At 43.1% G+C, this 22,272-nt stretch carries 15 protein-coding genes; 4 read left to right on the forward strand and 11 right to left on the reverse strand.

The annotated features are described in order from the left end of the window. Positions 1-41 precede the first annotated feature (41 nt). From MHB43_RS17915 to MHB43_RS17930, 4 genes are read left to right on the forward strand one after another with little or no spacing between them, the layout of a single operon-like run. Positions 42-719 (forward strand): Tn7 transposase TnsA N-terminal domain-containing protein, encoded by a 678-nt coding sequence (locus tag MHB43_RS17915; RefSeq protein ID WP_405117648.1) that lies wholly within the window; start codon positions 42-44, stop codon positions 717-719. Then, the gene (locus MHB43_RS17920; RefSeq protein WP_405117649.1) at positions 712-2,688 is read left to right on the forward strand and encodes a hypothetical protein; all 1,977 of its coding nucleotides are present in this window, start codon (positions 712-714) and stop codon (positions 2,686-2,688) included. Before MHB43_RS17915 ends, MHB43_RS17920 begins: the two co-directional genes overlap by 8 nt. Before the next feature lie 17 nt (positions 2,689-2,705). Continuing rightward, positions 2,706-3,680: an AAA family ATPase gene (locus MHB43_RS17925; RefSeq protein ID WP_405117650.1), complete on the forward strand. Its 975-nt coding sequence runs from the start codon at positions 2,706-2,708 to the stop codon at positions 3,678-3,680. Further along, positions 3,677-5,161: a hypothetical protein gene (locus tag MHB43_RS17930; protein ID WP_405117651.1), complete on the forward strand. Its 1,485-nt coding sequence runs from the start codon at positions 3,677-3,679 to the stop codon at positions 5,159-5,161. The genes MHB43_RS17925 and MHB43_RS17930 overlap by 4 nt, the downstream gene beginning before the upstream one ends. Before the next feature lie 263 nt (positions 5,162-5,424). Here the strand turns inward: MHB43_RS17930 and MHB43_RS17935 are convergent, their stop codons facing one another. The 11 genes from MHB43_RS17935 to MHB43_RS17985 all read right to left on the reverse strand — a co-directional run bounded on the left by MHB43_RS17935 (position 5,425) and on the right by MHB43_RS17985 (position 22,263). Further along, the gene (locus MHB43_RS17935; RefSeq protein WP_339176930.1) at positions 5,425-5,823 is read right to left on the reverse strand and encodes an RDD family protein; all 399 of its coding nucleotides are present in this window, start codon (positions 5,821-5,823) and stop codon (positions 5,425-5,427) included. A gap of 299 nt (positions 5,824-6,122) precedes the next feature. After that, positions 6,123-6,587 (reverse strand): hypothetical protein, encoded by a 465-nt coding sequence (locus MHB43_RS17940; RefSeq protein ID WP_405117652.1) that lies wholly within the window; start codon positions 6,585-6,587, stop codon positions 6,123-6,125. Positions 6,588-6,726: 139 nt separating this feature from the next. Further along, positions 6,727-7,689, reverse strand: coding sequence for an ABC transporter substrate-binding protein (locus tag MHB43_RS17945; protein WP_339304028.1), 963 nt, complete (start codon positions 7,687-7,689; stop codon positions 6,727-6,729). 83 nt (positions 7,690-7,772) lie between these two features. Beyond that, positions 7,773-9,521 carry an ABC transporter ATP-binding protein gene (locus MHB43_RS17950; protein WP_405117653.1) on the reverse strand — a complete coding sequence of 583 codons (1,749 nt, stop codon included), beginning with the start codon at positions 9,519-9,521 and terminating at the stop codon, positions 7,773-7,775. Beyond that, positions 9,518-11,317, reverse strand: a complete 1,800-nt coding sequence (locus tag MHB43_RS17955; protein WP_405117654.1) for an ABC transporter ATP-binding protein — start codon at positions 11,315-11,317, stop codon at positions 9,518-9,520. Before MHB43_RS17955 ends, MHB43_RS17950 begins: the two co-directional genes overlap by 4 nt. 426 nt (positions 11,318-11,743) lie before the next feature. Then, on the reverse strand, positions 11,744-14,251 hold the full coding sequence (locus tag MHB43_RS17960) for a WG repeat-containing protein (protein ID WP_405117655.1): 2,508 nt from the start codon (positions 14,249-14,251) through the stop codon (positions 11,744-11,746). A 173-nt stretch (positions 14,252-14,424) separates the two neighbouring features. Then, on the reverse strand, positions 14,425-15,840 hold the full coding sequence (locus MHB43_RS17965) for a hypothetical protein (protein ID WP_405117656.1): 1,416 nt from the start codon (positions 15,838-15,840) through the stop codon (positions 14,425-14,427). Between the two features lie 13 nt (positions 15,841-15,853). Then, a complete protein-coding gene (locus MHB43_RS17970; RefSeq protein ID WP_405117657.1) occupies positions 15,854-16,396 on the reverse strand; it encodes a sigma-70 family RNA polymerase sigma factor in 543 nt (180 codons plus the stop codon). A gap of 207 nt (positions 16,397-16,603) precedes the next feature. Next, positions 16,604-16,882, reverse strand: coding sequence for a hypothetical protein (locus MHB43_RS17975; RefSeq protein WP_405117658.1), 279 nt, complete (start codon positions 16,880-16,882; stop codon positions 16,604-16,606). After that, positions 16,869-18,701: a hypothetical protein gene (locus tag MHB43_RS17980; protein ID WP_405117659.1), complete on the reverse strand. Its 1,833-nt coding sequence runs from the start codon at positions 18,699-18,701 to the stop codon at positions 16,869-16,871. Before MHB43_RS17980 ends, MHB43_RS17975 begins: the two co-directional genes overlap by 14 nt. A gap of 4 nt (positions 18,702-18,705) precedes the next feature. After that, positions 18,706-22,263, reverse strand: a complete 3,558-nt coding sequence (locus MHB43_RS17985) for a DUF4132 domain-containing protein (protein ID WP_405117660.1) — start codon at positions 22,261-22,263, stop codon at positions 18,706-18,708. Between the last annotated feature and the right edge of the window lie 9 nt (positions 22,264-22,272).

A 22,272-nucleotide genomic window follows, 5' to 3' on the forward strand; every position in this document is an offset into this window, starting at 1 on the left:
TTGTTCATACCATAAACAAAATTAAGAAAGGGATGTTTTTCATGGAAAGTAATGATCGCATCCAATATGAACCGATCAAGATTCCAAGAAGTATGAAGTATGGGAATAACTACTGGAACTCACGAGGAAACAAAGTAGGAAACCGCAACATTGAACTTTACAGTGACCTAGAGTTTGACCACTGGCTTACCGTGGAGACGAACCCTAAGGTTATCACATACTGTGAACAACCTTTGAAGATATCTTATGTTTTGAAGGGTCAACTACGCACAAGTATATTTGATATGTGGATTTTAAATCAAGATGGTTCTGAAACCTTTGTTGAAGTCAAATACGAGAAGGAACTCACATCAAATCTTCCTAAATATGATCGAACAAAACGTCAAATTGAGGCACAACAAGAATGGTGCAGGATAAATAATAAAGCCTATGAGGTACGTACTGAAAAAACAATTAGGAGTGGACGGCATTCAGTAGAGAACAGAACATCTATAGTGACAGCAGTCCTCAATAGTACTAAGCCTGCATGCACTTTAGATGTACTACATAGTATTTCTTTTAACAAGAGAACAATATCAGATATTACTCAAGAATTAACTCAGTATTCTGTTGCAGAGGTGAATTTGGCACTGAAGTGGTTGTATTATGAAGGGCATGTCTGTGCAAACATCGAAGATCAAATTTTCGGGAATGGTTTGGAGGTATATAAGCGTGAGTAGAGAGCGAGTTTATGAACAAAGCGGCTTAACACTTGAACAAACGAATCCAGAACTTTGGCTTACCGTTGATGAAAGTGTGCTCCAAGAATCAGAATGTTTAAAATTCCGTATACGTAAAAAAGCCGTGATAATGTACTTTCAGAAAGAGAGTTTAGAAGAAATCAAACACGTAACAGGAATTGCCCGTCAAAACGTCAGAAGATTCGCTAAACGTTGTATGCAATATGATCAAGAGGGTATAGTTTGGGGATTCAGAGCTTTAATTCCACAGAAGAATGTAAATAAGTATCAACTAGATCTACTGAGTAAAAAATATAACGTCGGTAGAAAAACAGGGGAATTTATTCGTTTACTCGATAGATATCCTGAACTTAGAGAACTTATAGAGGACCTGTTTCACGGCAAAAAGAAACGTTCACTAGAGCCCGTCATGAAAATTAAATATATTCATAAACGTTTCGTCGAAAAATGTCGTGAGATAGGCCTCACACAAGCTGATTATCCCTTAAATACAGAGTGTATGGGATATAAAGCTGTCCAGCGGTATCTTAGAAAATTCGCCGTTGAAAATTTTTCTAGATCTGCAGAGCGTTTCGGGGACGATGCAATACAAAAAGCAAGGTATGTTGGAGAAGGGGTACAAAACCAACTTTCAAACTTATTTCCGTTTCAAAAAGTTCAATTCGACGCTCATCGAATTGATGGTTTCTTTGCTGTAGAAATGAATACACCTGAAGGGGACTCCGTATCCAGGATACTAAGGCGCTTATGGATCCTTACAATTATTGACGTGGCGACCCGAAATATCCTGGGGTACGCCATAAGTTTAAATCAAGAATATAGCGCAAGTGATGTAATGCATTGTGTACGTAATGCAGTAATACCACATAAACGTCTAGAACTCACGATACCCGGATTATCTTATCATTCAGTGGGAGGCTTTCCTTCAGAAAAGTTCCCAGAAATAGCTTGGGCCGTTTGGGACGTTATTTGCTTAGATAATGCCAAATCTCACTATGCTCGAATGGTAAAAGATCGGCTTGAAAATTTGATTGGGTGTTTTATGAATCTTGGACCAGTAGCCCTGCCCATGAGAAGGGGAATTATTGAACGATTCTTCAAAACGCTTGAGGAAAATGGATTTCACCGCTTACCCAACACTACAGGAAGTGGACCGAAGGATCCGAGAAGAAAGAATCCTGAAGAACAAGCAATACAGCTAAATATCACGTATGAGCATCTAAAACAACTGATTGATGTATTAATTTCAAATTATAATGGAACACCTCACGGGGGAATCTATCATCAAACTCCACTAGAACTACTTGAAAAAAGAATGAATGTTTCGGGGTTAAAGCCAAGACTCCTAGAAAAAGAGAAAAGATCGGAGCTACTCTTTATGCAAACCATCCAAAAACGAACTATACGCGGATCACTGGAATCAGGAAAGAAGCCGTATGTTCAATATGAAGGTGTATCGTATAGAAGTGAAAGACTTGCTAATTCCGCATACTTGTTAAATACAGAGCTCATACTCCATGTAAATGTCGATGATCTTAGAACATTAAAAGCATATCTACCCGATGGGAGCGAATTTGGCTATCTGACAGCAAGCGGAAGGTGGTCCTTAACTCCACATTCTCTACAAACAAGAAAATCCATAAATTCCCTAGTTAAAGATAAATTGATACATCTTACAACCTGGGACGACCCTATTTTTATATATACTGACTATCTTATGAATCAAAAAAAATCTAAAAAATTGGTCAACAAACAAGTTCGTGTAAATGAAGATAGTACTTATAAACCTGAAAACCCACCTGCTGAACAAACTAAAGCTTTAGATGAAGCTAGTTTCCAAAATGAACTTCTAGATAAAGCTCGGGAAGAGCAACTCAATAGAGAAAAGCTCAATGAGATGGAAAATTACGAACGCATGTTAAAACAATTTAAGACTAAAATGTATTAATAAAGGAGAGCACAATTATGGAGAAACCCGGGACACACCCTATTGAAGTGGGACACTATATGCTTCCGACTAAAGAAGTGCTTCGGTTAATGGATAATCTTAAAAAGATTGTAATGAATCGATTACCTGGAATGATAGTTTATGGGCGCCCCCGCTTAGGTAAGACAACTGCACTAAAGTATGCTCTAGAGAATTTACCAAACTTTATAAACGCGCCTATCCCCATTTTTATAGCCAATAGTAATTCATACAAGTTTCCTAGTGAGGAGAAATTCTATTCTGACCTTCTACATGATTTTGAATTTCCGTTTGTATCACGTAGAAAATCAGCCGAGTTGAGAAATCAAATTGTTAACTTATTAAAAGAGAAAGCGGAGACATCAGGTACAAGAAGGGTCATAGTAATTATGGATGAAGGGCAAAACTTAACTGAGGCTCATTATCAATGGTTAATGGATATTTACAATCAGCTAGATCGTGCAAAGATTAGCATGTCCATAATCTCTGCGGGTCAAGAAGAGTTATTGAATAGACGAACGTTTTTCCTTGGCCATGGTAAATCACAAATCATCGGACGATTTATGACACACGAGCATCGTTTTTTTGGAATCACCTCACTAGAAGACATTAAAAGTGTACTTCGCTGCTACGATTCACCTGAAATTTCAGAGTATCCTGAAAATAGCAATTGTAGCTTCACCAGATACTTCTTTCCAAAAGGATATGATAAAGGATTCCGTCTGGAGAAAGATGCCGGCATTATTTACCATCAATTCATGGACCTTCGCCAAGAACATGGTGTAACATCAAAGCTTGAAATTCCCATGGAGTACTTTACTTATGCCGTAGAAAATGCTCTGAAAATCTTCGGTGCGCATGGCCATGAACTTGAATGGATTACTTCACAGCAGTGGTTAGAGGCCATAAAAGTTACGGGTTATATAGAATCTGAAATTTACATGGCTTTAGCGCGAAAGGAAGACAAAAAATGAATATCGTTTGGAGGAAAGAGTGGATCTATGAATACGAATCACCTTGGTCAGTATTTGAAAAATTAGCCTTGGTTAATCTTGTAGATAGAAATGAGATTTTAAAAGTTTTTGGTAATCCAAAAGTAAAGAATATCAAGCAGTACATCGGAGACTATCATCGAAATCTTTTGCTGCTAAATGGATTTGATCTTCAAAAACTTCATCAAACACTAAATTTTGATTTGTTAGAACACAATAAAAATATAATTAATGCATTGATTGCGCCATTCCATGGATTATACAGTACATGGAGCCACTGGTTTCATAGAAAATTGCATTGGTGCCCAAAGTGTATGGAAGGAGGTTTTCATTCTTGGCTTCACCAGTTTAAGCTTTTAGACAAATGTGCATTTCATAATCTTAATCTGATCAATAGCTGCCCTGATTGTAATGAGACAATACCCTTTTTATTGTCTAATAAACAGTTGGGTTATGCTTTCAGATGTAAGTGCGGGTTTCCTATTGGATCCTTTCATATATCCAGTTGGAATGAATGGAAAGGACCAGAGCAAATAGATCAAGCTGTTTTAGAATGGATTCGATCGAACATGCATCAATTAGAGGTACAACCTAAATGGATCGTTCATGAGCAACATTGCAATCTGAAGCTGTTAATTAAAGCCGAGCCCAAGGAAACTAATCATTTTGATTCAATAGAACCCCTTCACCAAAATGATTATTATTCTAAATCGTTCCAAAAGGAATTATTGAGAAAAAACACACAAGCTTGTAGACGAGTCGAAGACAGGTTATTCCAGAATCTCCTTCGGAACCATCAACATTGTATTACTCAATTGATGGAACTTAGAAAAACAGATGATATGGCCGAATTCCCTGAGATTTGCCCTTATGCATACGCATATGTTTTTTGGAGAAAATCTCTTTTCAAAAAGGAACATTTTTTTGACGAAAATTCTCTAAGGAAAATCAATATATCTGAGGGAGCTCCTTTGATAATTGAGGATCAATTAGATTATTTCTGCGAACAAATTGTAAGTCTTCAAATGAAAATCCAACGTTGTATTGATGCAAGAGTTCTCTTTTGGATTATTGAAAAACTAGTTTTTCAATTCAGCGAAAATTTTTTTAATGCCTGGCTGGAGATAGCAGGGAAGAGGAGTAAGGAAATTAGCACGCCTTCTTGGAACGAAATAAATACAATGAGAGATCGATCTTTTCCAAACGTAGCTCTGAAATACAACTTTGTTGAGAAAATCTCATCAAGTTCCATCGAGTATCACTATTCAGAAAATGAAGAAGTGTCGTCTTATAAATACGTTTGTCCATATCAACACGAAAGTGCCAAACGTAATATTTATACTATGACGTCTTATACACCTCAATCAGTTGCGATACTGATCAGAAGAAACACCCATGATGTTGTTGAAAAGAAAGTATTACAAAAATCAGTTGAAGAATATGTGAAGAGATTAAATTTTTAGGACCGTTAAATCTGTGATATGATGATTAACGGTTTTTTGTTGCAGTAAAAAGGTAAGGTATAGGCGGCAATGGAACAATGTTGTTGTCTTTTAAGGAACAATGTTCTTGTCCTCAGACAACTATCGGGAAACGATAGCGATATGAATTGAATACATATGTACAAAATACGAGTTTTGTGAAACAGTAATAATGTTTTTAAAGGCTGCACATGATTTTTAACTCTGTGCAGCCTTTTTTTTACTTCTACCTGACTTTAATCCGATTAATCCCAAACTACTTCTGTTCCTGCTACGAAGTCATGAATCGCACGTCGATCCTCACGCATACCGACCATAAAAGCACTCACAATAACTCCGATACCCAAAGTTAATACGTACACAAGTCCAGCTACAACAACTCGCATCAGCATTGTACCAATTTTTGGCGGTTCGTGTGTGTCGTATTGGCGTATACGAATTCCACATATACGTTTCCCTATGGTTCGACCATACCAGTAAACTGGTAATAAGATTGAGTATAACGCACTAAGCAGTTTGGCAATCGGCTCATCCGCATCAAAGTTCCCCGTAAGCACACCTGCAATAATTACTAATGGAATTGAAATAATCAGACTATCCAACACACTTGCTGCTAATCTAATCCAAAAACCTGCTTTATACAAAATGCTTTCCTCCAAACTACAATTTTAAACTAAACGGCTAATTTCTTTCATGAACTCCCTTCATTAAAATATCTAACTTTATGTACACAACTCAAATAGTATAACAGAAAATTTTACCTATTTACGATAAAACTCCTATTCCATTTCACTCGCATCCCTTGTGAATTTTATAACAAACTATCGAATTAACTCAACCGCTGTTCATGTTCACTACTTACTCTTACATAATCCTTTCTAACTGATTCCCCAATGAAAACACCATAATAATTATGTAAACCGAGAAAGCTACTCAACATTTGTTAAGTAGCCTTCTGTTCGTTCTGCATCTGCCCTCTTCGCCAAATCTTATTCTCCACAATGGCGTAGACTAAACCGGCGATGGCAAATATCCATATCGATGTCATTTGGTTCAGATGGTATCCACTCACGAAATATGGATTGTACATGAGATCAAAAACCCATAGCCCGCCCCATCCAAACCCAATCATATAGATGAAAGTTCTCACCATAGGAAAGCATACATATTTCCGCAGCAGCCATGAGATCGGGATAAGAATAACAACATAAAAAGCGAGTAAATAGTGACCAAATCCCAGGATGAGCGACAACATATATATCAAGCCCCCTAGATTACGTAAGCCGTAATACTCTGTCGTTGTAATATGGTACCCTTCTATCCTCTCAAGAACGATGAGTGCTGTAAAGAAGATTCCGATAAATATCAGTCCTAATACCATGTAACGTTGAACCGCGTTCACCAACATCAGATCACCCCAATGTCTAAACGCAGCCAGAACCGCTCAAGTTACATGATTTCGAACAAACTACACAATTATACATAAGCCGCCATTAGATTCTGTAAATGTTAAAGTTAATCCATCATGAATTGCTCTAATCCAACAACTACTTCTGGCCTTCCAGAATCATCGTACCCAAACGGTCCATAAGCTCCATTCTCCCCATCGCTGTGTATGAATAATTATAATTATCGACATTGGAGATTTTATAGATCTTGCCATTCTTCACTGCGTTCATGTTATTCCACACCTTGCTATCGACCATCTTGTTCTCACTATTCTCCATCAACAGCAGACGATCCGGATTAACGGTAACTAGAGCCTCTAGAGCGATCTCTTTGCCTCCCCAGCCCTCTGGATCAGGGATACCCTCTGTGCGCTTCAGGCCCCATTCACTGTATAACATCTCAGCTGCCCCTTTATTGGAATAAATGACCAGGTTGTTTGGATATGTCTCAATTACGGCAAAGGATTCACCATGTACAGCCGCCTCCAGCTTTTGTTTCCACTCTGCAGATTTCGCATCATACTTGGCCAGATATTCATCTTTCTTGCTTTCTTCTCCAAACGTATCTGCCAGGAATGTCAGGCGTTCTCTCCAATCATAGTAGGAGTATGGCAATGCAATTGTTGGTGCAATTTTAGATAAAGTTTCATATTGATCCGTGTTAAAATCCTTTCCCAGAATAATCAGGTCCGGATTGGCTCCTGCTATTGCTTCAATACTGAACGGTGAACCATACCAGCCCAGATTAACAGTATCTGCACTCAGCTGATCCTTAATGGTTGGTGTGATTTCCTCCGGATTACCATAATCAGCGCTCATCGTCGCTACAGGCGTTTTGCCAAGGATTAATAGCTCTTCTGTCGAGCCGGATAGATCGACAATGCGCTCCGGGCTCAAGGGAATTGTAATCTCTTCTCGATTTGGATTGGTAATCACTTTGGTCGTTGCTTTTACCGTTCCCTCGGAGGGGCTGTTCACTTCGCTGGTCGTCTGGGTTGTTCCACAGGCCGCCAAGGTGAGCATACAGCATAGTGCAATCCATACAGGAATTCGCTTAAACATCGTTGTCATTCTCCTTTTATGTCAGTTCATTAGCCACATGAGGCTTACTCGCTTCAGTTACTTTATCTATCTCATCGAACTCATTATCCGTTTACTTTTACCTGCCAGCCTTCAGCATCCTGTTGTAATTGCCACAGACGAGCGTAGATGCCCGAGTAACCTAGCAATTGCGCATGCGTTCCCTGTTCTACAAGCTGACCTTGGTCCAATACAATAATCTGATCGGCATTCTGAATGGTCTTTAATCGGTGTGCAATCAAAATGACCGTCTTGTCGGCCACAAGCTCATTAATCGCTTGCTGCACCGCGGCTTCGTTCTCCGGATCAAGTGAAGCGGTGGCTTCGTCAAGCAAGACGATCGATGCATTTTTCAACAAGGCACGTGCAATGGAAATCCGCTGTTTCTCCCCACCAGATAACGTCGATCCACCCTCACCAACGAGCGTATCGTATCCCTGAGGCAGACTGGAGATAAATGCATGACAACAAGCTCTCCGTGCCGCCTCCTCAATCTCGAATTGCGTAGCGCCTTTCTTTCCTACACGAATGTTGTTGCCGATTGTATCCTGGAACAGATACACGTCCTGGAAGACCACAGAGATATCCTGCAACAGCTTCTCGGGGTCCATCTGATCAACGGGTCTGCCGCCAATGCGAATCGTTCCTTGCTGTACATCCCAGAAGCGGGCAATGAGACGTGTGACTGTACTCTTACCACTACCGGATGGGCCAACCAGCGCAGCAATGGTATGCGGCTCAATCGTAAACGACAAGTCTTTCAACACCGGCTGCTGATCATCATATCCAAAGGTCACCTGGTCAAATGAAATCGCCTGATTGGGCTGTACATCTCCCTTTCCTGCCATCGGAGCTTCCTGCTGCACATCCATAATGCGCCTTGCACTATATGCGGAGTACCGCATCTCCCCATAACTCATCAGTACAACCGTTAACGGTTCAAATACCTTCGTACCTACCAGCAAAAATAACAGAAATACCGGTAAGGACAACTCACCGCCTGCAAGCAAATAACTGCCCACCAGAATCATCCATGTCATTCCTGATCGTGCAAGCAACATCGCGCCCATGATCATCGGTCCCATGATGCCTTCCAACCGAATGGAAGCCGATTTCAATTCGTCAAAAGAACGACGTAGCCGCTCAAAACGTTTGCCCCCCATATTGTGGGCCTTAATCTCACGAATACCGCTCAGGTACTCCTGCAGCCGACTGGCGGCTTCGTTTTTGGCTCGAACATGGTTCTCACTCAGTCGTGCCTGAATCGAATCCGTAAGCCATAACAGCGCCACACCTAAGGGAACGGCAATAAACATAGCTACGGCCATTCTCCAATCCACCAACAGAAGTCCGCCAAAAGCAAGCACCGGAAGCACAATCGCGCTGATCAGCTGCGACAGATTGTGAGAGATCGTATGCTCGACCTGACCATAATCACTCAGGATTAGATTCGTCAGATCCCCAGGATCACGTTTTCCGAAAAAACCTAGCGACAGATGGCGAATATGTTCGGCCAACTTCAACCTTCCTGAGGCCGCAAGGCTGTATGCTGCCCGATAGGTCTTGTCATAGAGTGAGGCGTAAGCCGCATACTCCACCAGAATCCAGACAAACAAGATGCAGCATACAATCCACATTCGGTTGATATCCAGTCCTTTGTCCGGTTCAGCAAAAGACGTATAGATCGTATTAAATATGTCCACAAGCAGCGCCGCAGGAACAATCTTTGCAATCCCGTCCAGAATCGCTGCAATTACCGAAGGAAGCAGACTACGAGGGTTACCCCCAGATATATTGTATAAATAATTCCTCATTGCACTGCACCTCCAAGCTTCCAGGAAGCTGCACTGATATGGGTCTGCCACATGTGCTCATATACTCCGCCTAATGCACGCAATTGATCATGTGTCCCACGCTCGGCAATTGCCCCTTGTCGGATCACGAGAATTTGCTCTGCTGCACGAATCGTTGTTAGACGATGAGCAATAATCAATACCGTTTTGCCTTGAACCAATTGGGCCAGACCTTGCTGGATCTTGTGCTCATTCTCTGCATCCGCGTAGGCCGTCGCTTCATCCAGGACCAGAATGGGAGCATTTTTAAGCAGTGCTCGTGCAATTGCAATTCGCTGTGCTTCACCGCCAGATAGATACGTACCGCCTTCTCCGATTTTGGTGTCATATCCGGCATCCAGTTTCTCAATAAATTCATGACTGCAAGCAGTTTGAGCCGCAGCTATAACGTCCAGCCGTGAAGCTGATGTATTGCCCATCCGAATATTCTCTTCAATCGTATCGTAGAACAGATGTACATCCTGGAATACAAAGGACACGGTATCCATCAGTTTCTCCGTACCCATCTCCTGAATCGGAATCCCACCAATCGTAATCTCACCTTCCTGAACATCCCAGAAACGAAGTAATAGATTCGCAATGGTTGACTTCCCCCCACCAGAAGGTCCGACAAGTGCGGTCATTTCTCCTGCTTTGGCTACAAAATCAATCTGTTCAAGTACAGGTTTATATGCTTCGCTCTCCTTACGTTCATAAGCAAAAGATACCTGCCGAAAGGCAACCTCATATGTATCCGGAACTTTAGGCAACTCAGGTTCTTGTACAACCGGCTCGGCAAACACCGATTCTATCCGTTTCTGTCCTTCCACAATCTCTCGCATCCCACTACCCAGATACATTAACTTCAATAACGGAGCAGATAGACTCGGGGTAATGATCAGAAACAGAATAAACGTGATCGCAAACGACTGATTCCCCGCATTTCCACTCGACACCAGAATACCCACCGGAACGATGAAGGTAAATAACGAGATCATGATTACAAAAAACAGCCCGTAGGATGTTTTACACAAATCTGTTATTCTCAACGAAATATCCCGGTACCGCGTCACCGCCTGTTTGAACGTCAGAAACGAATCGGCTGTAATGCCAAATACTTTCACCGCAGGCATACCTCTCACGTATTCAACACCCGTCGCATTCATCTCTTCGATGGCAAGTTGAAAATCACGATAAGCCTGACGGCCTCGTTCACTGCGGAACAGACGACTTTGCAGCCAGAACCCGATTCCAATCGGAACCAAAAGCGTCAGCGCCATGCGATAATCGAGCCAGAACAGATATCCCAAGAGCATCAGTGGAATAACGATCGCACTCACCAGATCCGGCAACTGATGGGCGATAAACTTCTCAATTTTCTCCACACTGACTTCGATGATCTTCTTAAGCTCACCAGTTGCCGTCCGGGTGTGATAGCCCATCGGTACTTTGGCAACATGTTCAGCAAGTCTCACTCTGAGCTGGTACAAAATGTTGAACGCAGCGATGTGTGAGCACATCCCCCCGATATAGAGCGCAACAAGCCCTGCAATCAGGGCTACGAACGCGATGATCCCCCAATAGATCAACAGATCTTTGTCCATGGCAGAGGGTTGCCCCGCATGTGTAAGCAGTTCCTCAACGATCTTATACACTCCGACAAAAGGAACAATCTGCAACAGACTCGACAGGGTCGAGAAGATACTTGCTGTAATCAGCAGACCTTTGCGCTCCTTCGTTACTTGCATTAGTCCGGACACTTCAGACGTGTTGTTCATCTCACCCCTCCTGATATTAATAATCATTCTCAATATAGCGCGGTGTTATATACGCACATTAATATCTCATAGAGCCCTGAATGATCACTACCTCTTCGCGGAGCAATAATACCTCTTCACGGATTATTGTTGTCTCACAGCTTCTTATAAACCCTATTGGACATATGACCTCGTCGCTTAACTTGAGAATGACTGGTGAAGCATTTACATTCTCGCCAAGAAAAAGAAGTGTTGTTGGAGAATGTTTTCGTTTTTTACTTGTATAGATAAATGTGACTTATTTGATCTGTAACTCCCGTAATATTTTCCATTTAGTATGGATAAATATGTGAAGGAGTTACTTACATCATTAAACTGTCGCCTATTGAATCCAAAAGGAAGCCATATTAGATATATGGCTTCCTCGCTTAACCTGTGAATGGGCACTCAACTATGAAAAGCTTTCCAGAACGAACCTTCTGTATTAATGATGTCCTTGATCTGGAGAAAGGGAATTTTAAACGTTGGAAACCCTGCCGCATAGGGTGCGATATCATATGGGTTGAAGTAGAGATGCAGAGCATCCGCTGTGACAAAAAACGGCTGATCCGCACTAATCCCCGTATAGGTGTCCGGAAACACATACGAGTATTGAGGATCGTTTTTGATCTGATCCCCCACAATCTGGCTTAACACTTTTACGTAGTCGCTATTCGGCTTAAATAAATCCTTCAGCTCATACAACTGACCATCCGTCAGATTAATGATCGCATAGATCATCGTAGGCATACCATGCGCTGCACCCGCCGGGTAGTTATAACCTGTGAGTTGCAGTTGCAGCAATTGCTGCTGATAAAACGTAATATCAAAATCCCCTGTATACGTGTAATCCAGCTGCTGATCGGCAGGGATCGGTTTAACCTGGGAGAGTTGCTTCAACTTGGCATTCAGCGCAAGCTGCTCCGCTTGGTTCGTTAATCCCTCCACCTGCGGATAATATACGAGATAGTCCCTGTTCGGTTTGTACTTCTCTTCGCGTACACGGTACGGCAGATGAAGTGGAACGATTGTATTTTGCCGCCAGATGATCTGTCCGGCCCGATTCACATACGATAAGCGCTGGTCTACATAGGCCTTAATCAGATCTGGTGCCACGACCTCCAGCGTACCCGAACCTTCTACATGGGGATACCCAGCGGCAGGTCTTCCACTCAGATCCAGCAGATAGGTTTGTCTGCCATCCGATGCAGAAGCAAGGCCGTTTTTGTAATTACCCACTTCGCGATATAGGAACTCCGTAAGTCTTCTGCCATTGGTATCTGCAATCGCGTATACAGAGCCAATATACGGCTGTTCGGGATTAATTGCTTGCCCCAGCGCATAACGATGCTCGCCTAGTTCGCGGATGTCATTATACGCGGGTTGAATGATAAACGATCCTTGCGTATTAATGACACCATAGTTCGATTTGTAATCCTCTGCTGTATTAACAATCGCTTGGCCGCCGTTAAAAGGAAATGCCGATGAAAACTTAGGCTGAATACGAATATTACCCCGTTCGTCGATGTACCCATATTTGCCCGATACTTCTTTTTGAAAAGCCAACAGCCCATCCCCTAGTGGTCCCACATAGGCATATGGATATGTTGCGAGCCGATGTCCATTGCGATTAATGAGTGCATATTCATTGTCCTTAATCTGCACAACTGCTTTGCCATCTTGAAAATCATTCGCCGAAGCGAACTGTGCCGGAATCACCTCATTGCCCGACGCATCCAGATAACCATACCGACTCACCGATCCATCTGCCTGACCAGGGTTTGAATCGTAAAACAACGCTCGGCCGTCGTTCATATTCGAGATATACGGGTACGCCCGTTTGGTCAGGACAGTACCTTGTTCATTAATCATCTTAAATCCTTGAGAATCAATTGTTATTGCCCGTTCTTCGGAAAAGGAATTGATGGAATCGTATACAGGTTGAACGACATACTGCCCCTGAAGATTAATAACGCCGGCACGACCATCCTTCACAACCACAGCCAATCCATTGGGCTGAAACTCTTGCGCGTCATCCAGTACCGGCTCAAGCCGAATGTGGCCTTGGGCATCCATATACCCCCAACGCGTCCCACTCGTAGTTCGAACGGAGATTGGATATAACCATGTCGTTACCCGGGTATGACTTATAGGGACCATCGCCTGCTTAATTTTCTTTTCCAGCTCCTGTAGTACCTCTCTGGAAGGATATGCTTCCGGGAAACTGAGTGCCTTCTGAACGGAAGCAAGTGCTGCCGGATACTGGCCCGCATGGTACTGAGCATCCGCAAGGTAATACCAGTAAAAGATATAATCAGGATATTGCTGGGTTAGTTGCTCGTAATATTGCACCACTTTGGGATAATAGGTTGCATATACGTCCGGTGCAGGAACCCATTTCCCATTCTGCCATCGGATAATCTCCACACGATAGGCTTCCCCTGTGTCATGTATCCAGAGTGCAATCTCCACTTTCCCATCTCGACCATGTGTACCAGGCATATCTATAATCTCTGCATAGCTATAATATAGATCGTCAGGCGCCAGATCTTTGAGCCCTGATTCAGTCCACTCATATACGGCAAGCTTAGACCAAATAGAACCAATCCGCCAACCGATAATGAGATTGTTCCTTGCCGTTGAAGTTACAGGGGCAGCAGTCATTAAAGTCACCCCATACCCCAATCCCTTAATTAGTGCCATCTTGATCCAATGTCCTTGAACAAATTTCAGAATAAGCAAATACAGCTCACCATTCAACTGATAGACTGCAGCAATCTCCGGCATGCCGTCACCGGTAAGATCTGCCGCATAGATCGCTGGATGTTGAACAGGTTTATCAATAGTGACGACCGTTGCACCAGCCGGAATATGTTGATTCACAATTTGCGTTAACAGCGGTTCGCTCATGGACATCTCAGTTTCCTCCCTTATGACCGCATTCGCCTAATGGTATGCGTCATAAATCGGGATATGACATGTAATTCATTTTGTATAAGTTGAACTAAAGAATATTCACACTTACCACTCCGATGACAGAACAACCTTCTGATTGCACTTATCCCCTGATTCTTTGATTCACCTTTTAATTATTCTTCTTGCAAAGTCACTTTTTCTCCATTGATTAGCAGGTAGCTCACATCGTCCACCGGAATGGTCTTAGGGGATATCCACTTAATGAGATCCTGATCCAGCTGGAGGAAACCAGATGCTCCAGACAACTTTGTACCATCCTTCAGGTGAACTTCAATACTCAAGTCCTCCACCGGAATCTTGCTCAGTGCCTCACCTGTAAGTGTGACGCCAACCGAGGAAAGAGTAACATTTGCCAGTGAAGCTCCATTTGCATCAAGCTGAATGTTCCCTGTTTTACTCAAAGCATTTTGACTCAAGTTAAAGGTCGTTTTCCATTTCCCTTGAACAACTTCACTAATACTCGTAAAACTGCCTTGAAGTCTCAGTTTATCTAAATCGTCAACAGCAGACAGATCATACACAAACTCCTCATAATCTCCTCCATACCCGACCCCATCTTTCATATAATGTCCATAGCTAACGGAATATTCAGGTATATCGAGCTTTTGACCTTGCTCATCCGTGAAGTAGAAATATCCATGATTATACTCGCCTATCTCATTATCCGGATTAATCTGAATGTGTAACTTGTCCTCCACAAAACCTATATTAGAAATATGCATCCAATCAATACCCTCAACGGGGACATTTGTTACATCTTGATGCAGTACCGGAATTGGATCATTTTCCAATTGAAAATCGGTTTTACCTCCCAAGCCACTTATACGATCTTGATCCACGATATCATAGTTATTGTTTTGCTTTTCTTGTAACAACTGCTCCCAGTCCACTTGTACGTTGAAACCATCTTGTCGAGATGCACCCGACATCAGCGTATTAATCTGAACGGTAATTCGATTTTTGCTGACTTTTCCTTGAATGAGGAATCGGACAATAGCCGTTTTATTAGCTTCATCATAATGAATAATCTGAGCGTTGTTTGCATTACCTCCGGTGACCCTGTAATCATATACATCCAGCGTCTCGTCAATACGTTGACCCGTCAGATCTGACAAAGAAACATAGATTTCCGTTGTATCTCCGTCCCTGACAGCACCTATAACCTCCATTCGAATTCCTTGATCTTCACTCACCTGATGAACAGGCTGAAGAATGCCAATCCGATCTGCACCTAGAAAATGAAGAATAGAAGGCAGGTCAATGATGCCCACCGATGCAGCTGCACCTGTAACAAGACATAACGATAACGCAGCGGTTACAGGAATATAGATGGCTTTGCGATACTTTTTTCTTTTATTCATGGACTTCTTTGTCTGTGCGGATGGAGCGGATGGATATAATACAGGTGGATAAAATGATGTATCTGATCTCGTAAGGGTTTGTGGTTCATTCATCGCCAATTTATCATAGAACAACTTTTTAATATTAAAGAGGTTCTGCTCAGTGAATTCTTTTTCGGATTTTCGCATTGGATCCCCTCCTTTATTTCCTGTTCATCCACCATGTCCTCAATCGTTGCCTGGAGCGATAAAGCTTGTTATGGACTTGCCTAACGTGTAGAGACAATGCTTCTGATATCTCATGGGGTCTCTGACCTTCGTAAAACCGACGTTTCATAATCTCCCGTTCCGGTTCTGGAAAAGATTCAATCATGTGATTAAGTTCCGTATACGTCTCTTTAGTGATCATCTGAATCAACAAATCCTCCGTTTGCACCGAATGAATCTCCTCTTCATATGTAAGCTCAGATCTTCGATTAAGTTTCCGGTAGCGATCAATCGCTTTATGTTTCGTGATTGTTGCAAGGTAATTTTTCAGGCTACTTCGTCCAGATTGGAATGCATCCGGATTCTGCCAAAAAGCAAAAAATGTATCTGCTACGCATTCTTCTATCTCTTCTGCCGGTGCATGATGTAGGATGGAATGAGCAATCTTCCATAACAAACCTGCGTAGTGGTTCATCACCCATTCCATGGCTTCAGGATCACGATTCACTACTGCCTTCCGTATTTGTTCTTCTTCCACGATTATGTATCCCTCCCTTCCATGCTCGTATTAATCTGTGCTACCTACCTATATTCGTTTAACAAATGACTTTTACTTACTCCACGATAAAAAAGATTTGCAGTGACCTTGTGGCCTGCTGCAAATCTTCTTATATTCTATAATACAACGTTATTATTTATTACATCATATCGCTTCATTGGCCTTCGCTTGGAATACTAACCAATATTACGCCTCTTCTTGCACACTGAGCTGTACATATTGGGTGAGACGACAATACTGAAATAACAGCAACTCTTCATTACCTTGTCCAAGAGCCACGCTACGCCCTTCCTTGATGAGGTGATTCAACAACTCATGCAGGAAACTCATCTGCAACCGCGAGGATTCCGCTGTGAGCTGCTCAAGCACCTCAATATCTCGGATCGTAAACTGGGATAACCCGCGCAGCAGCAACTCTTCTGACCAGCCGTTAATTCTCTGCATGAACTGATTATATTCTTCCAAGTCTGCCCATCCTCCCATTACCGATATCCAGTTTCAGACTGAGCACCGTTTTGCCCTTCAGGAAACTGATTGGGCTAATCCGTTTTGGTTCCACACGCACAAAGGCATAGAAGTGTTCAAGCGATTGGGAACCATATCCTGACTCCAGTCTTTGGATCATCACCTGCCAGTCAGATGAATACGGGAGAGTGAGTGCCAGTCTTTCCCCTTCGGTACTCTCAACCGTCAGGACAAGCTCCTGCGTTTGTTTGACAAAGTTATGGTCCACGATTCGAGCAACTTTGATCACAGCCAATCGTTCTTTGGGAGCAGCAAACAAGTCGAACGATCGCGATTCCTCTTGAAGTACTGACGTTACGTCTTGCATGGTTTTGCCCAGATTCAACGTTTCCACACCCGTTCGTGGCAAAATAGCAAGTTTGGCACCTTCCCCGGAAGAGATCCGGCGTTCCTCATTCACTTTAACTGAATGGAATTGAACTTCTTCCCCCACAAACTGGCGAAAGGTCAGATTAGGCAGCCATGGTGTGAATGCACCATAATGCTCTGTATACGAGAACTGCTGATCATCGTAATATACAGCACGTACATCGCTATAGGTGTAGATTTCCTCATCATCGAAACAATAGAAATAATAGGTGATTCCACGGAAACCGGATCGTGTCTCCCACGCATCAGCTCCCAGTCCATACAGGTGAAGTGAAGGAACCGTAAAGTATTTACTTCGAAAACTGCCAATGAGCTGACTCTGCTGAATGACAGATACCTTTTCTTCTTCAAGAACCTGGAGTGCAAGATACAGCTTGCTTACCCGATCCAACATGGATTGCATGGAGAAACGTATATGTCTGTTGAAAAACAATTGTAGTTCTCCTTGAATCCCTCGTAAACTGCGTTCTATGTCAGGCAGGTTGCCACTATGAGCTGCAATTGCCAAAGTCTCCAGTTGTGCCATATAGGACTGAGGAAGGCGGGCCAGTCCCGTCTTCAACAATCCTGCCAGCATAATACGACATTCCTGCACCGTCTGCAAAGAGAACTTGGCTTCGTACACCCGTCCACTTAATGCATCCATATCATCCAGGCCTTTTAGGTTCCGATATCGTAGCAAAGCTTCAAGCTTGGCCATCTTCCCAGCAGTGTGCGGCACTTTACATAGTGCTTTGGCAAGGTTCGGTTCCTCAGTAAAAGACACCTCGATATTCTGGGTAGTCAGATGAACCGTAAGAAGTGAATCTTCAATGATCTTAATTTCCTCTGGGTATCTCAGTCGGAAAATAACTTCCTCAATCATGGAAGAACTATACGATTTAATTAACACGGGAAGGTCAGACTTCGCCATCCAGCGGAAGCGAGACTCGATCTCACGTGACACCGTATGCGGAATTTCGCTTGGATCGTCCACATTTGATACTAAGTTTGATGCTGATTCTGTTACTGATACGTTTTTTGGTACGTCCAACGGATCATTATCTGATATCCCTGAGTCCTTATCCAGCGCATGCTTCTCGTCTGCATTGATTGAATCCTCTGCCGTATATTCCCGTTGATCATACAGAATTGCAATCAGCACATGCTTGCAGATATGATCGGCCGGGCAGGAGCATTCCCAATGATCCATTGTATTCTCAAGCGTACATTGTGTCCCGTCACTGAGCTGACAATTCACCGATGATTCATTCCATGTATACGTTACACTTACACCGTTGTCCAACTCTTTCAAAGACCTTTTATACAACCCCTTGTTGGCATACCGAATCAAATAATCCTCCGTACACAGCTTCGAAAAAATCCGGAATTTTTCCTTGAATTCACTCACGTCATCAACGCCCCGTTGCTCTCAGAATATCGTAGATCGTTTCACTGAACACGCGACCTGGAACGTTGCCTAGAGCAATGGGTTTATTGTCCCCATAGTAATAATATTGCTTGTTATTCGGTTTGAAGAAATGTAGGGATTCCAGGGTAATGTCATCCAATCCCTCGTAATACGTGATGCTTGTACCACTGAATTGCAATTCCGCAACAAGATCTCCGTACTCTTTATAGAATTCATGATACCAGCCGCCGTCCTGTGCCGGTCCTTTGATCCAACCGTATTTCTCCAGTGCTTTGGGGAAAGCCGTTGGTGAAAAATCAGACTCGGGCAGATGATCGTATTCATTCTTCGTTTTATCCTCATCTTCCGGCTGGTGAATCTCACGATTCAATTGCTCGAATGGCTGCTTGATCTCGTAATCCTCCAACTGCGTTGTCCAACCTTCAAGTGTCGCCTGATCCAGTTCCAGCGGGTGTATAAGTCCCACTTGCGCACCCGAAGGCAGATCAACCTCATCTTCATCCACAGAATTGAAAGTGCCATCCTCCATATAACGGAACGTGCTGATCAGAGCGCCATCCTCATACGTTCCCCAGATCAGACCAACAGCAAATTTTTGCATGATTACATTTTGTACAAACAGTGCTTTCCACTCATCGGCAGACCACAGACGTTGCTTGGACAATGACTCTTCAAGACGCTGCGCCTGAATGTTAACCATGGATTTGAGATCTTTTTTCAGCTGTGTGAAACGTGCCTTGGACTGCGCTGCCAATTCAGGATCATCTTTCTGTGCAGGAGCAGGAAGACTCTTCACGGATTTTCCTGTTTCTTCATTTAAGACAACGACCTGTAAGTCTCCATTGACCTTAACCAGGAAGGAGCGCTCTCCGTAACTCAGCTGCATGGTTCCTTTTTCATCAAAACCAAGTGTAGTGACCAGCCGATCTTCGAGTTGTTCCGAGGTAAGTCCCATATTATCCGCTGCAAGCTGCAACGCTTCCTCGGCTGCACCTTTCACCTGACGGTTCTTCACCCCACGTTTGATTTTGTCAATCGCCATAAGAGCGGATGGATCTTTCAGATAAGCGAGCACTTTTACAGCATCTGCTGCAATCGCGCCACGACTGTTTTCTGTCCATTCCTTAATTTGCGGAGCCAAAATATTCACAATCTGAATATCACCAAAGAGTGCTGAAACATACATCACCCACTTTTCTTTCGCGGGGGCACCTTCTTGAATCCAGACCTGAAGCAATTCACTTGCAAAACGAGCGAGCGATGCCTCACTTACGTAATCTCGTAATTCATTCAACCGTTCATTAGGACCGGATGTATGATCCAATGAGTGGACCAAAGCATACTGTTTAATCCGGTCATCTAAAGGCTGATTGTCTTCAATACGTATCAGTGAAGGGAGGTCTTTCAGAGACAACCAGCTTAATCTGGACAGCTTTTTGCTATCTGCCTGATCAGCGAGCGCAGCATGAGCATACTCCGGGCTCAGATCTGCGGTATCCAGCAGAATTTGAATCAGGTTCTTCCAATCCTCGGACTTCTCTTTCTTCAAAAGCTCACCATACAGCTCCTTGCTGTTTTCCAGACTGCGGATTGCGGTCAGAGCCATCTCTTTGATTCCCACTTTTTTCTCCGAGAGGTAGACGAGCGTATACAAGTCCTGATCCGGAATTCGGTTGAATTCCGCTAACGCCACGCCGTTGGCCTTTTTGGAAGAATCCTGCAATCCGGCACGAATCGCTTCGGCCAATATTTTCTTCGATAACTCATCACGCTGCTCAAAGGTTATCTCCAGAATTAAAATGCGCGTATCCGTTGGCAGTTTCTTGTACTGTGTCAGTGCATAGTCCAGATTCTGCTGAATGATTCGGCGGTATTCGTCATGCGGCATCGATTTGTATCTGTAGTCGGTCATGCCATTAAGTGAGATCAGGCTGGTTAGCAATTTCTCACGTTGCACCTCAGGATCTTGCCCATAACGTTGAAGCAGCTGCTCTCCACTAAACGCGTATGAATTGTACATGTCCGAGATAATATCCAGCGTCCAATCCGGATGAGTGGTCAGGATTGCGAACCTGCGCATCGCCTCCGAGTCCAAGGGCAGAAAACTAATACTAATGAGGTTGTGAACACGCTTCTTATCCCGATTCAGTTGATTAAACAACCCGCGACTATTCGGGTCCTCCCAATATTCCTCCAGCGTGTTTTCCCCACTTAAGTATCTTGCAATCGCAAGTCCTTGACGTCCCCCGTCCAAAGGATGCCGAAGAGCGTTAAATACCGCTTGCTCCAGTGACCCCTCCGCATTAGGCAATGTCAAGCCTTGATCGTCCATGAATTTCTGAATGCAAAGTTTAAGGAATGGCGGTTTCATAATCTCGTATGCTCGAATCGCTTGTTCAGGACGATTCGCGATCGTAGATTGTAACATGTTCCAGGATACCGTGTACGAATTAAGCTCGTCCCGCAACATTTCAACCAACTGATAAGGCTCATCCAGAGGCACAAGTCCAGCAAGCAGATCATTTGGACTCTTTGCTCTAGGGTCCATACTCAGCAAGTAACGGCGAACTTCAAGTGGATAAATCTCATGTAATTGATGTATTGTGTGAAGCAAAACATGTCCAATCTCACTATTTGTATCAAGGAACCGTTGTTTACCTCCGCTAATGTTAATCAGGTACAACAAGGCACCACTCACAAGCACCATAGTTTGATGGAATACAGTGTGTGAACATTGCTCTTTTGGAGAGAACGATGTATTGGGATACAGCTCAGCTATGAGCTGACTACGCTTCTCCTTGAGGAATTCATCCTTCAATTCTTGGGAAGATCCGTTATGTTTTCCTTGAATATTACTGACCACTACAGGTTCAATCAACGTATGTAGCTCGTCCCGCAACTTATCTGGATCATTAGCCATTACATGTTGAAACAACACTGGTAACGATTGAACAGAAGATTGAACCTCTGCAAGATGAGAAGCCGTGTCACTGAGTCTTGAATATAATTGCAGCAGCATTAATGCATTAATTACATCCCGGTAATCCCCTTGACTGTCCGCTTTTTTGGAATCAAAAAGCCACTGGGCACGCTTTAATTTACTCTTTAATTCAGTCAAAATTTCGTTCTCGCCTGCAAATTGTTTGATCTTCTCCAACCGAGACAACAATCCATCCATACGATCAGCGCTTTTGCTCTTCCCGCTTAATCCGTAAGCTTCGGAGTCATTTCCCATACAGACAGTAAAGGCATCCGTTCTCCATGAATTTCTTTTGGAATAATTGGATTCCAGATATATCACAATAGCCCCGGCACGGTAAAAGATATCTCCATCGTCTTTTTTGGCAAGCTTCATGAGCAGATCAATCGTTTGATACACATAATGACTCGAATTTCCCATCATATCCGGAAACTTGTCTGTCGTTCCCAATACATAATCGATAATTTCGGAGCTTCGATCTGTTTTTAATGAATACTCGTTTGAACAGGTTACTGCGAATTTCTCCACCAAAGTTTCAACTGCGCGGTCTGCGGTAAGCATTACACATTC

The organism is Paenibacillus sp. FSL H8-0317, from assembly GCF_045040685.1.
Taxonomy (GTDB): domain Bacteria; phylum Bacillota; class Bacilli; order Paenibacillales; family Paenibacillaceae; genus Paenibacillus.

Excerpts from the sequence above, each read along its gene's own strand:
- MHB43_RS17915 (WP_405117648.1), top strand. The coding sequence starts at position 42 with ATGGAAAGTAATGATCGCATCCAATATGAACCGATCAAGATTCCAAGA.
- MHB43_RS17925 (WP_405117650.1), top strand. The coding sequence starts at position 2,706 with ATGGAGAAACCCGGGACACACCCTATTGAAGTGGGACACTATATGCTT.
- MHB43_RS17930 (WP_405117651.1), top strand. The coding sequence starts at position 3,677 with ATGAATATCGTTTGGAGGAAAGAGTGGATCTATGAATACGAATCACCT.
- MHB43_RS17940 (WP_405117652.1), bottom strand. The coding sequence starts at position 6,587 with ATGTTGGTGAACGCGGTTCAACGTTACATGGTATTAGGACTGATATTT.
- MHB43_RS17945 (WP_339304028.1), bottom strand. The coding sequence starts at position 7,689 with ATGTTTAAGCGAATTCCTGTATGGATTGCACTATGCTGTATGCTCACC.
- MHB43_RS17950 (WP_405117653.1), bottom strand. The coding sequence starts at position 9,521 with ATGAGGAATTATTTATACAATATATCTGGGGGTAACCCTCGTAGTCTG.
- MHB43_RS17955 (WP_405117654.1), bottom strand. The coding sequence starts at position 11,317 with ATGAACAACACGTCTGAAGTGTCCGGACTAATGCAAGTAACGAAGGAG.
- MHB43_RS17960 (WP_405117655.1), bottom strand. The coding sequence starts at position 14,251 with ATGTCCATGAGCGAACCGCTGTTAACGCAAATTGTGAATCAACATATT.
- MHB43_RS17965 (WP_405117656.1), bottom strand. The coding sequence starts at position 15,840 with ATGCGAAAATCCGAAAAAGAATTCACTGAGCAGAACCTCTTTAATATT.
- MHB43_RS17985 (WP_405117660.1), bottom strand. The coding sequence starts at position 22,263 with ATGCTTACCGCAGACCGCGCAGTTGAAACTTTGGTGGAGAAATTCGCA.